Below are 14,860 nucleotides of genomic sequence, written 5' to 3' on the forward strand. Positions count from 1 at the left end.
CAGGCCCTGGGAAAATCAGGCAAAAAAGCCTTGCAAAAACCAGCCGGGTGAGCGGCGATCCTGGTAGATCCAGTAGCGGGCGGCGCCGGCATCCTGGGCAATGAAATAGTCGCGTAACTCCTGGCCGGGTTCGTCCCACCAGCCGGTTTCGATGCGTTCAGGGCCCTGGACCAGGCGCAGGCTTGCCCCCTTGTAAACGGGATGATTGTTGCGGGTTTCCAGCGCGAGCGGTTCAGGCAATAGCCAGAATGGCCTGGCACAGTCGGGGAGTTGCGGCGGCATGCCGCTTGATAATGTGCCGGCTTTGCCGGAAAGCGCGTGTTCGGCCCGGTTTGCTGGTGCGTGGGATGATGGCCCGGGGACGGATTCCCAGCGATTGGCCCGCTCAGGCCGATAATCGGCCAGGGGATGGGCGTGCAGAACATTTTCCGCGCCCAGGCGTGCGCGCAATATATCGAACAAACGGCGTTCCTGGCTGGGCCATTGGGCGGGTTCGATAAACAGGCTCTGGCTCAGGCCTTGCCTGGCCTCGATGGCGGCAACCTCCAGTTCGATGGCGATGACCGGGGCGGGCAGGCTGAGGGACCGCAACTGTTCGCCCAGGACGATTTCAAAATGGCCAGGCTGCCACGCCGGTTCCGACAGTTTGAGATTCACAAGGGTGGGTGGCCGCGCATGGCGGCCTTTTTCATGATGCAGGCCGAAACAAAGCGTTGTGACGGTGCCATGTTTGGCTTGCAGCCAGCCGCAAAGCTGTTCGATGAGCCGGGTAGCCGCGTGAAACACTGCCGGGGTGTATTCGATGCGCTCGAGCAGGTCGTGGCGTTGTGAAAAACGATCGGGCGCTTCGAACCAGTTGAAGTAGTCGTCGACTGCACCGTAGGCGGCGTCCAGCGTCTGGACCAGGGCCGGTTCGCTGCGTTGTTGCAGGCCTTTGCGCGGCAACTGGCGCAATTGCCCGAGCGTTTGGCAGCCTATGCCTTGCAGCCATTCGGCATAGGTTTGCGTTGCCGGCAATAAACCGGCGGGCAGCGGGTCGAGCAGACGTTGCAGCGAGACATGCCGCAGCACACGTCGACGCCTGGAATGGGTTTGCCGGGCCAGCAGGCAGGCGCCGCGTGCAGTGGGCGCCATGCCCAGGCAGGCGTGGGTTTCCAATGCATGCAGGGTACTGGCCAGCCGCCGCCACAAAGCGCGCGGCCCGTTGAACAGCCGCAGGCTGGCGCTGACATCGAGCACCAGGGTGTGGGGGTCGAAAAATGCCAGGCAGGGGGTGTATTGCAATAAGCTCAGTGCAATCTGCTGCAAATAATGCTGTTCCGCCCGAGGGTCGTCGTTGCGCAAGACAATGCGCGGTGCCAACCCCAGCACGCTGCTGCGGCGCATGCCAACTCGCACCCCCAGCGCTTGTGCGGCTGAAGTGCAGGCCCAGACCTTTTCCTGGCGCAAGACCGCGGCCAGTGGCGTATTAATTGGCCAATGGGGAAAAAGCGCGTCGAGGCTGTGCGTGGGCAGGTAGATACTGATCCAGAGGTGCATGAGACGCGGGAACGGCTATTTGGGAATGCGTGGGGTAAAGAGGGATGAGGACGGGAATTGGACAGAGAGGCCCGCGACGCTTGAGTATGGAGACGACAAGACCTTGGCGGCTGGGTGCGAGGCCCAGGCGCAAGGGCGAAGCGCTGGCCTGCAGCGCAGCGACGGGCGGGCGGAACATAAGGAACAGGGCGTCGCTTTGCTGGGCAAGCAGTTGCAGGCGGCGCAGTGCCTGGGGACGGATATGGGTCGTCCAGCACAACAAGGCGGAGCAAGCCTGGTATTTGAGTATTTGCTCGGCTGACCACAAGCAGTCGGGCATGCTGCTGGCTTTGACCCATACCGGGCGATGCCCGCCGAGTTGCCAATTGAACCAACAGTGAAAATAAGGCATGTAGGGGGGGCTTACCAAGACTATGCAGCGCTCGCGGTCGAGGAGTTCAAGCGCAGGGCGCAACAGCTGCATTTCACCGATGCCGGGTCGCGCTGGCATGAGCTCGATTAATGTGCCGGTGGGCCAACCCTGGTTGGGGAGTTCGCGATCGAGACTATCAAACCCGGTAGGCACCGTTGTTTGACGGGCCTGGGCCAGTTGGGACCCACGCCATAGTGCCGGGTGGATGCGTTCGGGATGCGCCAGGGCGGGAGATCGGATAGTGTTCATGTTGGTGCGCTGCGGATTATTTCGTAATTTTACTGTATAAATATACAGTATCAATGATAGCCACAACGAGGCCGCAGCGCCACAGGTTTCTGCTTTTTCTCGCAAAGCCTTGTTATTCATCGAAGCCGGAGGTATAGTGCGCGAGTCTTTTTTACAGGAGCTCCCTCGTGGATAGTGATTCGAGTAGTAGTCGATCTTGCATCGGCAGCTAACGACGAGGTTTTCATAAGCTCTTCCGCCGCTGCCTTTGTTACAGGCGAATAGCGGCATCGATGGGCCATTCGGCCCCGTTGATTTCTTCTTTTCCCTTCTTGTTTGCCGCGATGCGTTCGTGGACGATGTCTTGCCGTGCCTGGTTTTCAAGGCCTGCAATGCGTGTTTATCGTCCTGAACGATTGCGGAGTTGTTGAATCTGGAATTCCGGCAAGCATTCGTCTTGGCCGGTAGGGAAGAACCATGCATTTCAATTCCATTAAATTGCGCCTCCTGGCGTTTGTAAACAAGGGCCTGCCGGCCCGTCAGTTCCGTCGTCGGGCTTTTCTGGACCTGTTGCGCGGCTCCGCCGTCGGCCAGAAGGTATCCGACCGCTTGTCCGGCTATCTGCTTGAAGTATCGCAAGCCGTGCCCGATGCCGTGCTGCGGGACCTGGCCTCGCATAACGACGGATTGAGCGAGGCTGAGGCCGATGCCAAACGCGAAGCCATCGGCCCCAACGAAATTGCCCATGAGAAACCCATGCCATGGTGGGTGCATTTATGGCTGTGCTATCGCAACCCGTTCAATCTGCTCTTGACGGTTCTGGCCTTGATTTCCTATCTGACCGAGGATTTGAAAGCGGCAACAGTCATAGGCACCATGGTGGTCGTCTCGACTCTGCTGCGTTTTGTGCAGGAAAAGCGCTCCAACGGGGCGGCCGAGAAACTCAAGCAGATGGTCAGCAATACCGCTACGGTGCTGCGCCGCGATCCGGCTCAAACCGCGGCTTTCGAGGCCGAACAGTTCTTTGGAATACGCCTGCATCCGCGCAACCCGCGCAAGGCCGAAGTGCCTATCAGCTTGCTGGTCCCGGGCGATATCATTTTGCTTTCGGCCGGCGATATGGTGCCTGCCGATTTGCGTGTGCTTGGTGCCAAGGACTTGTTTATCAGCCAGGCGGCCCTGACTGGCGAATCCTTGCCGGTCGAGAAATTTGCCCAGCAAAGCGATGCGTCGGTGACGAATCCGCTCGAGCTGGAAAATTTATGCTTCATGGGCAGCAACGTCATAAGCGGCTCGGCCATAGCCGTAGTCGTGGGGACTGCCAATCAAACCTACTTCGGCGCATTGGCCGAACGGGTGACTGCGGCCGACCAGACTCCTACGCAGTTTCAAGCCGGAGTGAACAAAGTCAGCTGGCTGCTGATCCGTTTCATGTCGATCATGGCCCCGCTGGTTTTGCTTCTGAACGGATTCACCAAGGGAGACTGGGTCGAGGCGGCGCTCTTCGCCTTGTCGATTGCCGTAGGATTGACGCCGGAAATGCTGCCGATGATCGTCACGTCCACGCTGGCTAAAGGCGCCGTGGCTTTGTCGCGCAAAAAGGTGATTGTGAAGCGTCTGGAAGCGATCCAGAACTTCGGCGCCATGGACATACTGTGCACGGATAAAACCGGCACGCTGACCCAGGACCGGATCGTGCTGGAGCGCCATACCGATATCTTTGGCCACGCCGACGATCATGTGCTGGAGATGGCGTACTTGAACAGCTACTATCAAACCGGGCTTAAAAACCTGTTGGATGTGGCTGTGCTGGAGCATGCCGAATTGCGCCAGGAGCTGAATCTGGCCCACAATTTCCGCAAGGTCGATGAAATCCCGTTCGACTTCGTCCGGCGCCGCATGTCGGTAGTGGTCAGCGAGCGAGAAGACCACCATGAGCTTATCTGCAAAGGAGCTCTGGAAGAAGTGCTTGCAGCCTGCACACGGGTTCGCAATGGAAGTGAGACAGAGCCGCTGAGCCTGGAGTGGCTGGAAAACATACGCCAGATCACGACGCGGCTGAACCAGGAAGGGCTGCGTGTGGTGGCCGTGGCCGGCAAAGACTTGCCGCCGACACGCGCGGCTTATGGCGTGGCCGATGAAGCCGACCTGACCCTGATCGGCTATATGGCTTTTCTGGACCCTCCCAAAGAAACTACGCGGCCGGCCTTGCAGGCTCTGAAAGCCAGCGGCATCGAGGTCAAAGTCCTGACCGGCGACAATGAGCTGGTTACGCTCAAGGTGTGTAAAGAGGTGGATCTGGATATCAAAGGCGTGCTGCTGGGCGGCGCGATTGACGACCTGAGCGACGCCCAATTGATGCAGGCCGCGGCAAAAACAACGGTGTTTGCCAAGCTTTCTCCGGCGCAAAAAGAACGGATTGTGCGAGTCTTGCGCAGCCAGGGCCATGTAGTGGGATTCATGGGCGATGGCATCAATGACGCAACGGCATTGCGTGCGGCAGATATCGGTATTTCGGTGGATTCGGCCGTGGATATTGCCAAAGAGGCGGCCGATATTATTCTGCTTGAAAAGAGCCTGATGGTGCTTGAGCAGGGCGTGATCGAAGGCCGCAAGACCTTTGCCAATATGTTGAAATACATCAAAATGACGGCGAGCTCGAATTTTGGCAATGTGTTTTCGGTGTTGGTGGCCAGCGCATTCATTCCATTTCTGCCCATGTTGCCGATTCATTTGCTGGTGCAAAACTTGCTGTACGATATTTCGCAGATCGTTATTCCCTTCGATAATGTCGATGACGAACTCTTGTCCAAGCCCCAGAAATGGAATCCCGAGAGCCTGGGCCGTTTCATGGTGTTTTTTGGCCCCATCAGCTCAATATTCGACATTGCAACGTTTGTCCTGATGTGGTTCGTTTTTGCGGCAAACTCGCCCGAGCATCAGACCTTGTTCCAGTCCGGCTGGTTTGTCGAAGGCTTGCTGTCGCAGACCCTGGTGGTGCACATGATACGCACGCGCAAGCTTCCGTTTTTCCAGAGCAGGGCATCATGGCCACTGCTGCTGATGACCGCCCTGATCGTCGCCGCGGGGGTCTACCTGCCCATGGGGCCATTGGCCGACTATTTCAAACTGCAGGCGCTCCCCTTGAGCTATTTTCCCTGGATGCTGGCTATTTTGCTGGGCTATGTGTGTCTGATACAGTTGATGAAGGGGCTTTACGATCGCCGCTATGGCTGGCAATAATAGGGTCAGTGCACCGCAGGCAGGTTGCCGGCGGCGTTTTTACCTGCTTGATGATGGCTGGCCTGGGATGTGTGCCATCAGGCCGAAATATGTATTTCCAATGCGATAACCATGTCTATATTGAAATCAGATACCCCGGATCCGCTGGTTTTTTCGCCCGATCAAGGCAAGCCGCAGCAGCTGTTCGTGCTTCTGCATGGAGAATCGGCCAGTCCTGAGCAATTGCTGCCTTTGGCGCAAGCGATCAAGCAGGCCTTCCCCAATGCTCTGGTCGTGATCCCTTATGGCATCGAAGCTATGCAGGCCGGCCAATATCAATGGCTCAAGCCGGACGATCCGGGTAAAAGCAACGATGCAGCGCATGTGGCGCAGGCCTTGCCTGCTTTGATTGCTCAAATTCAACAGCTTCAGGCCCGCCATGGCTTATCGGGCGAGCAGACCGCGCTGGCAGGTTTTTCCCAAGGAGCGACCCTGGCGCTCGAAGCCTGCATGGCGCAACCCGATCTGGCGGGACGCGTGCTGGCATTTTCCGGATGCTACGCGAGCCCGCCCGCGGCCGCTCCCAGAGCCACGACGCTGCATTTTCTGCATGGCGCGGACGATACCCTGGTGCCGGTGGGCCAGATCCGGAGTACGCACGCGCGGCTGGCGGAACTGCGTGGCGACGCTACCCTGGATATCGCGTCGACCGTTGGGCATGAATTGCATCCGGCCCTGATTCATCAGGCCTTGCACAGGCTGCAGACCTGCGTTCCGTTACGCAGTTGGGAAGCCGCGCTAGGAGACCTCAATACCGAGAATGAAGATGAAGACGGTGAAGAGGGCGGCGGCGATGGCAGCGATCCGGGCAAGGATTGGGCTGGAAACCGGACTTTGCATTGATTCCCGGATTCACGAGCAGCCGCGCGGTGCCCGCACGATTCCCACATAGTCGCGTCAGCCCATAAGCATGCAAAAGCCATCTGCAATCGTCCAAAAAACCTCAACGCAAGCGGGGGTGGCGGCCCAGGCGGGGTGGGGCGAGCGTTGAGTCCGCCGCGGCCGGCGCCTGGATCGGGATGCAAGGGAGCGGTTGTCTGAGCGTCAAGGGTGTCCACAGCCCGGGGGGCTGTGGACGACGCGAGTTCCGCGACCGCCCGATCCAGGCGCTGGCCGCGGGCAGTCCTGGCACAGCCAGGACCGGACGATGCGAGCCCCACCCCGCCTGGGCCGCCACCCCCGCGTCTTAAGAACGCTAAAGAACACAAATGACGGATGGCCGTTAAGAGCCAGCGAAGGCCAAGGCTATTTCCATTCGAACATAAGGCGAACCGTTCCGCTACCGCCGATTTCCGCCGTGCGCGACTGCGTGTTGCCATTGTAGGTCGCGAAGATCTTGTATTTGCCCGCCGGTAACCGTGCCAGAAAATAAGGGCCATCTGACGCAACATTCAATACATCGGTGTCCTGACTATCGCGTATCACCACCTGCACGTCGGACACATACGCCGCCGTGCCATCCAGGCTGCTGGCAAAAGTCAGCGCCAGAGGAAACTGCGACATGGCGGCCTTGAAGGCGGTCGACTCGTCAATTCCAATTCCGCCGCTGACATAATCGACCGACCCAAGGTGCTGCAAAGGGGGTAGTTCGGCGCGAGCCTGGCCATAGGCCAGCATACCCAGCAGAAAAACGGCGGCAAGCATGAGCCGCGATATGAGTGGCAGTGTGGATTTCGAGGCGGGTAGGCGCAAGGCATTCATAGCGTTCTCCAGATTGAATACATCAGCCTTATTCTATTCCTCTATTCCGTATTGAAAGCATCAGGCCGAGGCGGGTCCATTTCGATCATAAAAGGCCAGTCGTGGCGTTCCGTGGCAATGCCGGCGGGGTCATATGTAATTTCACTCAGTATCGCGCGCCCGCTTGCATGAACGGCAATAACAGTGGAGCAGCGCGTCCCATAGCCAGGACTGACAATAAAAGGGCTGCTGAGCAAGCGCTCCCGATCGAGCGGGATGCCTGTGTCCGGCAAAACATGGTCGTCCGCCCTGGTATCGTCCTTGAGCATCTCAAAAACCGGAGTCAATGATTTTTCCAGGTCGTTCAGAGGAAATCCATCAAGCGCCCGGCGCAAGCGTTCGGCCTTGGGCCAAGGTGTATCCAGCAGATGATTGGAGACCACATATCGGCCTTCGCGCATTGGATAGGCCTGATTGCGGGGATCCCGGTTGCCGACGTAGTACGCCCCGGCCAGGTCTCCCACAATAAGATTGAAGCCGTTATAGGCCGCACCCGCATCCGAGACGCCTTGCGCATACTGTCGCGCGGACACAGGCTGAGTCAGGTAGCGGCTGACCAACTCGCCCCGCGATGGGGCATTGCCGATCATGTGCGCGGGGTCGCGGTAGTTCGTGAGCAGGGCGAATCGCCCCTGGCGCGTAACACCCAGCCAGGTGCCTTGAGCCTGGCAGTCGATTCCGGCAATAACATCAGGCCTATCCGGCCACGGCGCAGCCGCCAGGCTCGGTCGATCGTGGAATTCGTCCCGATTGGCCGCTATCAGCAAAGGCCAGTCGGCATGGGCACGGATTGCAAGGTAGGCAATGCACATAAAATCATGATGCTCACGAGGAGGAATTCCCCCTTGCCTTTATAGCATGGCTATATTGGTTTCCCGCTCGACCAGGTTGCGGATGCGCATGGCGTCTCCAATGCGGGAATAGCGGCCGGTGGAGTTCAGCAAAATAATCGCCACTTCGCGGCGATCGATACGCGTCAGCATCACCAGGCATTCCCCGGATTCATTGATGAAGCCCGTCTTGGAAATCTGGATGTTCCAGTTGGGATTGCGAACCAGCCCGTTTGTATTGTTGTAAATCAGGCGTCGGCCGTGCGCGACAGCCACTTCATAATGATCGTCGGTTGTGTAGCGATGAATCAGCGGCTGCTTGCTGGCAGCCACCAACAGCTTGACCAGGTCGCGTGGTGTGGATACGTTGTCGCTCGACAGCCCTGTGGGTTCGATGAAGTGCGTTTTGCGCATGCCCATGGCGCGCGCCTTGTCGTTCATGGCGCGGACAAAAGCGGGGATGCCTCCCGGGTAATTGCGCGCCAGGGCATGGGCGGCGCGATTTTCGGACGACATCAATGCCAGGTGCAGCATGTCGGCCCGGCTGAGTGTGGAGCCGACCGTCAGGCGTGAGCGGGAATGGCGCAGGTGATCGACATCGTCTTCGGTGATGGTCAGCATATCGCTCATGGACTGCCCCGATTCCGAGACGATGAGGGCCGTCATGAGTTTGGAGATCGAAGCGATGGGACGGACCTCGTCGCTGTTCTTGTCGTAGAGCACCGTGGAATTTTCCAGATCCTGCACATAGGCCACTTCCGATCTGAGCGCGGCGTGCGGCGTCAGCGGTTCGAGGCCTCTTTGAGATCTGTGTGTGATTGCATCGTGGTTTTCTTCCTGAAACGCAACACGCCGGGTGTGCGCTGCACTGGCAATATGATGCCGGGTGCGCAGGCTGGCTCGATGGGTAATGCGGGCCTTGTGGGCCGAGGCGTGGCGTTTGGAACTGGTTTTTACATGCGCCTTGCTTTTTTTGGCGGATGTTTTCTTGCTGGAATGATGCGCGGAAGTTTTCTTCGCCGAAACGTGATGTTTGCTGTTTTGTACCGTGGTATGCGTGCTGCCGTACGCGTCTGCGCTAAGGCTGAAATTGAAGACAAGTGCTAGTAATGGCAGTAAAGCCAATAAAGACGTTCGATTCCAGATTTGTCGCATAGTCGGGTACACAGTACGTTGAGGGTATTATTTTTTGGCTGAGGCAAATAATATCAGAAATGAAAAAAAATACCAATAATATTAGTTAGTTACACAGTCTTTTTAAGTTATTTTTTAAGTTAGCCTTAAAAGCTTATGATAAATGACCATATTTACTGTTTAAAAATACAGTATATTGAGTTGGGCAGTGGGTTTTGAGAGATCATACGGCTACGTAGATTATTGTCAATTTCATAGCTTGGTCGGGCCGGTTTGTTTATAGGACGTTTTCAATGGCGTTTGCCCCAGGTTTGCATTGACTGTTTGCCTCAAGTGCTCAAGGTACAGGCCTTCCTTTTGTTCAAGGTGCGCAGCCCAGGCTTCTGGGTCGACGTTGTCGATGCCGATGTGCCAACCATACAAGTGAATGCCTTCCGCATAGAGGCAGCCATGACGGCGGGCCATGGCTGCTTCATCAACGTTCGGATTCCGTTCCGGTAGCGGAACTCCATTACCGGAGCAGTCCGCCAGCAGCGTGAGAACCGGCCGTCCAAAATACTCGGCGATGCGCTGACGCGATTGTTCCAGCTTCCGAAAATAAGCCTCGTCAACGGTTTCTCCGGGCAATCGTATTTTTACGGCAAGGTGATTTTTACTTAGCTCCACCAAAAGCAAATTATTCTCCAGCCAGTCCGGCTGTACGAAAGCCCCTTTGCGTCTGAACAACTCCGCGACGGCAGTATAAACTCCACGGCCTTCACCCCCGAGCAGTTGTTTGAAGAATTCGTATTGGTCAATGTCGGCCTGCAAGAGATCTATTTTTTTTTGCAGTCCATCCATCTGGCGAAAATAATCCGCTCGTTGCGCATATAGCGTTTCCTCGGCGGCCGAGCGATAGCTGCCTAGCCAGCTTGCGTTGCCGGCATTGGCGGTATGGCCTAGCCGATCTATGCTCTCTTGCAAGGCAGAGAAGAACTGGACAGCCATTTCCGGTTGCTCCAGCGTTTTGTGCGCCAGTGCGGGCAGGATCATGATCCGTCCAGGGATCGGATTGCAGTAGACGGCCAAAGTTTGCCTTGCGTTATTTTGCAGGATGGGAATGCCGGAGTAGGAATCAAGCGTCGCGGTCGGCCTGAGCATATGGCCAATCCGCCGAAAAAGAGTGTGGAAAGGGTCGCCCGCGTGGCAAATTGATTCGCCGCCATCATATGCCCGCGTTGCCACGCGCAGTGGCAGCAATGGTTCGTATATGTCGTAGGGCATGATTTCCTGAAGCGTGTGTACGCCGACTGTTTTTGGCGGGCAGCTCAACACGACCACAGAGCCGCCTCTGGCCAGCAGGCTATCGAGTTCTTTGCGCCAATAACGCGACATCGCCAATAAGGATTCGGAGCCTCTTACGCTGAGCACAGCGGGATCGATCTGTTCGATTTGATCTTTCATTTGCGGCAGCAGCGCACCGGGATTCCAAACGATCGTATCGATGTTGTCGAGGGGCGCAGGCCGGGTGAAGGCAAACTGCGCAAAAGAGAAACCCTTTGTGTCGGAGACGGGTAGGTCAAGAGTTGCAATGTTCATTATCAATCCTGCTTGACGGCCAATCCAATATATCATAAAGTCTAGCTAACTAGACAATTCTAACAGAGAGATATCAATATGTTGAGCCGCGTTGGAAAGCATATAAATTCTCATAAGGTCTCTTATGCGTAATGCGGCAATTTCGCTCGACCGCAATTCGCCTCTCCCTCTTTATGAGCAGATCAAGCGCAGAGTGTTGTCGATGATCCTGGGGTGGCAGCAAGACAGCGAGCGGTTCCATACAGATCAAGAGCTCAGCGAACAATTCGGAGTAAGCCGCATGACCGTGCGGCAGGCTGTACAGGATCTCGTTAAAGAGGGATATCTGCGGCGTGTGCGGGGTTCGGGCACTTTTGTTTGTGCTCCGAAAGTCGATGAACGGTTCAGCACGGCCATGGATTTTATCGATCAGTGGGCTACTCGAGGGCGTGCCCTCGAGCTGCGGGTTCTGCATTGCGCGATCGAGCCTTGCGATGCCCGTGCGGCCCAGCAACTCGATATCAAAACCGGGGATCCTGTATGGAGCATACTTAGGCTGAGAACGGTAAAGCATGTGCCGATATCAATCGATTATCGATATATTCCGGTATGCGTAATCAAGACAATAAATGCCAAACAGGTCGCTGCCGGCTCCTTGCTGGATCTGGTCGGCCAGTATGTGGACCTGTCGTACGGGGAACTTAAGGTTGAGGCGGAGTCCGTTCAGCCTGAACATGCCGACTACCTTGGCTTGATGCCGGATGACCCCATCTTGACGCGTCATCTGGTGTATTACGACTTGAACGACAGGCCTGTAATGTCCGGCATCTCGCATTACCGAGCGGATCAGGTGCGTTATTCGATACGCGTCCCGTTGAAAAAAGAGCGTCAGGCGAATGCTTCGGTCATAGACGCCCTGGAATTCCGCAGCCATCCTGAAATGCGCAAATCACAATTAAAACGTCGTTGAAACGGAGTCGATCCGACCATTGTTGCAGCATCATTCCATCAAAATAATTAGGAGCAGACAAATGAGTTATATCAAGAAAGCATTAATAACTTCTCTATCTACCTGCATTATGTCGTCCGTGGGAGTGTTGGGTTTTGGGCTGCAGGCTCACGCGGATGACGCCGTGCACATAGGGTCCATCTTGTCGGTAACCGGGCCCGCCGCGTTTCTGGGCGAAGACATGAAGGCAGGCATGGAAATGGCTATCGACGACATCAATTCGTCCGGAGGCATAGACGGGAAAAAGGTCAAATGGACTTTCTACGACGCGGAAAGCCAAACGGCCAAGGCGATCAATGAAACCAAACGCCTTTTGTCACAGGACAAAGTGGATATCATCGTTGGTGGCGGCAATATGAGCGGTATTGCCATGGCCATGGCTCCCATGACCGAAAGAGCCGGCATGCCATTTATTTCCACCGAAGGAAGCATGCAGATCGTCAATCCGGTCAAGGAGCGCCAGCATACTTTTAAAAGCACTGTGGATGACGATCAGGTCATCGGCCGGGTGCTCGATTATTTTTCAAAAAAAGGCATCAAGAAAGTTGCCTTGCTGGCAGATAGCAGCGGGTTCGGTCAGAGCGCAGTCGAACAAACAAAAAAACTTGCCGCGAAACGCGGGTTCGAGTTCATGTATGAATCATTCAACCCTTCGGATACAGACTTGATGCCTCAATTGAGCGCTATCAAGAAAGCCGGCGTGCAGGCTATTATTTGCTGGACCGTGACTCCGACAGGGGTGGTTTTCATCAAACAGGCGAAGCAGCTGGGTTTGGATAAGCTGACTCTGGTGCACAGCTACGGGTTTGTGGATCAACGCTATATGAAGCTGGCCGGCGATGCGGTCGAAAACCTTCTGCTGGTCAGTGTCAAGTTTCCGGTGGGCCAGGATTTGCCCGATGCCGATCCCATCAAGGCCCGGATTCTCGATTTAAGCAACCGTTTCGAGAAAAAATACAAACGCAAGCCAAATCAATATGTGGCGCAAACCTATGACGCCATCATGCTGGCAAAAATGGCTATTGAAAAAGCCGGCCACGACAAGCAAAAAATCAGCGAGGCATTATCTCAAATCCGAGGCTACAAGGGTGTCAGCGGCGTTTACAATTTTTCCGCCGACAAGCATTCCGGGCTGTCCAAAAGCGACATTGTGATGCTCGACTACAAGGGCGGCCAGTTTCACTTGGCCGACTACTGATATAGCGCATTCAATTAAAACCTGTCATTGGAGCAAATCTATTTCGGAGTGTTTTCATGAGTACAGTCATCGAGCATCCTCGTACCATTCTGGACGAGATGAAAAACCAGTTTCCGTTGGATTTGGACACCCATATACCCAAGATACGCGAGTTGTATCACCTGGCTACGGCGAAACAATGGAATCCACGAACCGATATTGATTGGGACGCTTTTGATCCCACTCTGTATACCGATGAGCAGCGCTACGCCGGTCGTCAGTACTGGAGCCGGCGGGCATGGAGCGAGTATGGCGCCATTTCCGAAAGCCCTGCTTTGCAAATACGGTTTTGCCATGACAACTGCCCGGCCGATTTGCGTTTGTTTTTTACCATCCGCTCGCAGGAAGAAAGCCGGCATGCCGAAGTGTGCGTGCGGATGGCGGAATTACTGGGCGGCTATATGGAGCAGCCCACCCAGGCCGGGTATCAAGGGGCGGTTGCCACTCATGGCGTACGGAAGATGGCGCTCGATCCGCATATGCCGATTGAGGCGATATTGGCGGCACTGGTTTGCGGCGCCGAAGAAATCGCCTTCGATGTTTTTCGCCATTTGGTCGATATCACACGCGATCCGGTCGCCAAGCAGATTTGCACTCGCATCATGCGCGACGAAGTCCGGCATTGCGCATTTGGCTGGAGGTTCCTGGATTACCGTATTCCGCAAATGACAAAGGAAGAAATCAAAGTCGTTGAGAATGCCGTGATTTCAATGATTGAAAAGGTCGAGTTAAACGGCTACCACAGTCCATGGCTGGCCCCTCAAAACCCTGCTTCACAGGCCGAAATGGATATCGATCGCATCACTTGGGAAGCTGGCCTGGGATCGACAGTGGAAGAGCTTGAAAAACCGATCTTCGTAGAAACAGTTCAGCGTATCCGCCGTCAAATGGAATCCTGGGGTGTTCATTTACCCGCTTTTTCACATCCAAAAATCGGCAAGTTTTAATTGGACACTGATTATGCAAGCACATACAACGAAAATTCCGGTAGAGCGGCGTTTCCCCGTAAGTCTTACGCAATCCATTGGCTCCATACGTGAACTATACGAAACGGGTAAAGAAAGCCGATGGAACCCCGAGGCCGACATAGCATGGAATGATTTTGATGCCGGTAAATTTGAACAGGCAAGCCTTGATGCCGCCCGTTTAGTGTGGAGTCGCCGTGCCTGGGTGGAATATGCGGGCTTGTACGAAACACCGGCGCTTCTGGTCCGGCTTTGTCTTGAGGCAGGCCGCGAATCCGACCCCAAGTATTTCCTGACAGTCCGCAATACGGAAGAAGCATGGCAGATAGAAAGTTGCCATCGGTATGCAAAGCTGCTCGGTGGCTATATCGATCGCCCTCCGCAAGCAGAAAGCGAGGTGGTTTTCAACCAGTATCGCCATCGCCAGATACTCGATGCCGAACAGGATGCCGATATTTTCTTTACCGTGCATTCGGCGGTTGAAGACGGCCTGGAGCTCGAGTTGTTTCGCGCCTATCTTGATAACGCCACCGAGCCTGTTGCGCAACAAATCCTGCAGAAAAGCGTCCAGGCCAAGGAACGGCATGTTGCATTTGGATGGACGTACGTTTCCGAGCGGGTCGGGATGTGGTCCGACGCTCAGCGTACCGCTGTAGCCATTGGTGTGCATGACTATATACAAAATATAGAGATGCGCGGTTATCACTGCCCATGGTTGTCCGGTTCGGCTGACGCCGAGACACGAGCGGCAGAGGTTGCGGCGCTGGCGGGGTTGGGCGCATCGACGCAGGCGCGCGAGCAGGTCATCTTTCTTTCTTATATTGCCGGGGTAAGAATCCGTTTGAAGACATTTGGAATTGAGCTGCCTGGATTCGCACATCCCCGGCTGGGAACGTTTTAACCCTGAACCCAGGGTACGGAGTCGTC

Annotated in this window: 12 protein-coding genes; 6 read left to right on the forward strand and 6 right to left on the reverse strand. The window is 55.7% G+C overall.

The genetic code is table 11. The annotated features are described in order from the left end of the window. Positions 1-15 precede the first annotated feature (15 nt). Together LSG25_RS01870 and imuA are read right to left on the reverse strand one after the other, a co-directional pair. Positions 16-1,539: a DNA polymerase Y family protein gene (locus LSG25_RS01870; protein WP_232743030.1), complete on the reverse strand. Its 1,524-nt coding sequence runs from the start codon at positions 1,537-1,539 to the stop codon at positions 16-18. Then, the gene (imuA, locus tag LSG25_RS01875; RefSeq protein ID WP_370635935.1) at positions 1,469-2,200 is read right to left on the reverse strand and encodes a translesion DNA synthesis-associated protein ImuA; all 732 of its coding nucleotides are present in this window, start codon (positions 2,198-2,200) and stop codon (positions 1,469-1,471) included. Before imuA ends, LSG25_RS01870 begins: the two co-directional genes overlap by 71 nt. Positions 2,201-2,656: 456 nt before the next feature. On the opposite strand from imuA, the gene mgtA reads away from it, so the two are divergent. Together mgtA and ypfH are read left to right on the forward strand one after the other, a co-directional pair. Then, a complete protein-coding gene (mgtA, locus tag LSG25_RS01880; RefSeq protein ID WP_232743031.1) occupies positions 2,657-5,422 on the forward strand; it encodes a magnesium-translocating P-type ATPase in 2,766 nt (921 codons plus the stop codon). A gap of 111 nt (positions 5,423-5,533) precedes the next feature. Continuing rightward, positions 5,534-6,304: an esterase gene (gene ypfH, locus LSG25_RS01885; protein ID WP_232743032.1), complete on the forward strand. Its 771-nt coding sequence runs from the start codon at positions 5,534-5,536 to the stop codon at positions 6,302-6,304. Positions 6,305-6,706: 402 nt separating this feature from the next. Here the strand turns inward: ypfH and LSG25_RS01890 are convergent, their stop codons facing one another. The 4 genes from LSG25_RS01890 to LSG25_RS01905 form a co-directional block, all read right to left on the reverse strand. Next, complete coding sequence (locus LSG25_RS01890) at positions 6,707-7,162, reverse strand: carboxypeptidase-like regulatory domain-containing protein (RefSeq protein WP_232743033.1); 456 nt, start codon at positions 7,160-7,162, stop codon at positions 6,707-6,709. Positions 7,163-7,203: 41 nt separating this feature from the next. Continuing rightward, a complete protein-coding gene (locus LSG25_RS01895) occupies positions 7,204-8,013 on the reverse strand; it encodes an NRDE family protein (RefSeq protein WP_232743034.1) in 810 nt (269 codons plus the stop codon). Positions 8,014-8,052: 39 nt separating this feature from the next. After that, entirely contained in the window at positions 8,053-9,186 is a 1,134-nt protein-coding gene (pbpG, locus tag LSG25_RS01900) for a D-alanyl-D-alanine endopeptidase (RefSeq protein ID WP_232743035.1), read from the reverse strand. A 231-nt stretch (positions 9,187-9,417) separates the two neighbouring features. Beyond that, positions 9,418-10,743, reverse strand: coding sequence for a hypothetical protein (locus LSG25_RS01905; RefSeq protein ID WP_232743036.1), 1,326 nt, complete (start codon positions 10,741-10,743; stop codon positions 9,418-9,420). Between the two features lie 124 nt (positions 10,744-10,867). Here LSG25_RS01905 and LSG25_RS01910 point away from each other — a divergent pair, with 124 nt between their 5' ends. The 4 genes from LSG25_RS01910 (at position 10,868) to LSG25_RS01925 (ending at position 14,834) form a co-directional block, all read left to right on the forward strand. Then, a complete protein-coding gene (locus LSG25_RS01910; RefSeq protein WP_232743037.1) occupies positions 10,868-11,692 on the forward strand; it encodes a GntR family transcriptional regulator in 825 nt (274 codons plus the stop codon). Positions 11,693-11,753: 61 nt separating this feature from the next. Next, positions 11,754-12,929, forward strand: coding sequence for an ABC transporter substrate-binding protein (locus LSG25_RS01915; protein ID WP_232743038.1), 1,176 nt, complete (start codon positions 11,754-11,756; stop codon positions 12,927-12,929). A gap of 56 nt (positions 12,930-12,985) precedes the next feature. Continuing rightward, positions 12,986-13,915 (forward strand): ferritin-like domain-containing protein, encoded by a 930-nt coding sequence (locus tag LSG25_RS01920; protein ID WP_232743039.1) that lies wholly within the window; start codon positions 12,986-12,988, stop codon positions 13,913-13,915. A gap of 13 nt (positions 13,916-13,928) precedes the next feature. Continuing rightward, positions 13,929-14,834, forward strand: a complete 906-nt coding sequence (locus LSG25_RS01925; RefSeq protein ID WP_232743040.1) for a hypothetical protein — start codon at positions 13,929-13,931, stop codon at positions 14,832-14,834. The last annotated feature ends 26 nt before the right edge of the window (positions 14,835-14,860 follow it).

The sequence above is a fragment of the Paralcaligenes sp. KSB-10 genome (genome assembly GCF_021266465.1).
In the GTDB taxonomy this organism is placed as follows: domain Bacteria; phylum Pseudomonadota; class Gammaproteobacteria; order Burkholderiales; family Burkholderiaceae_B.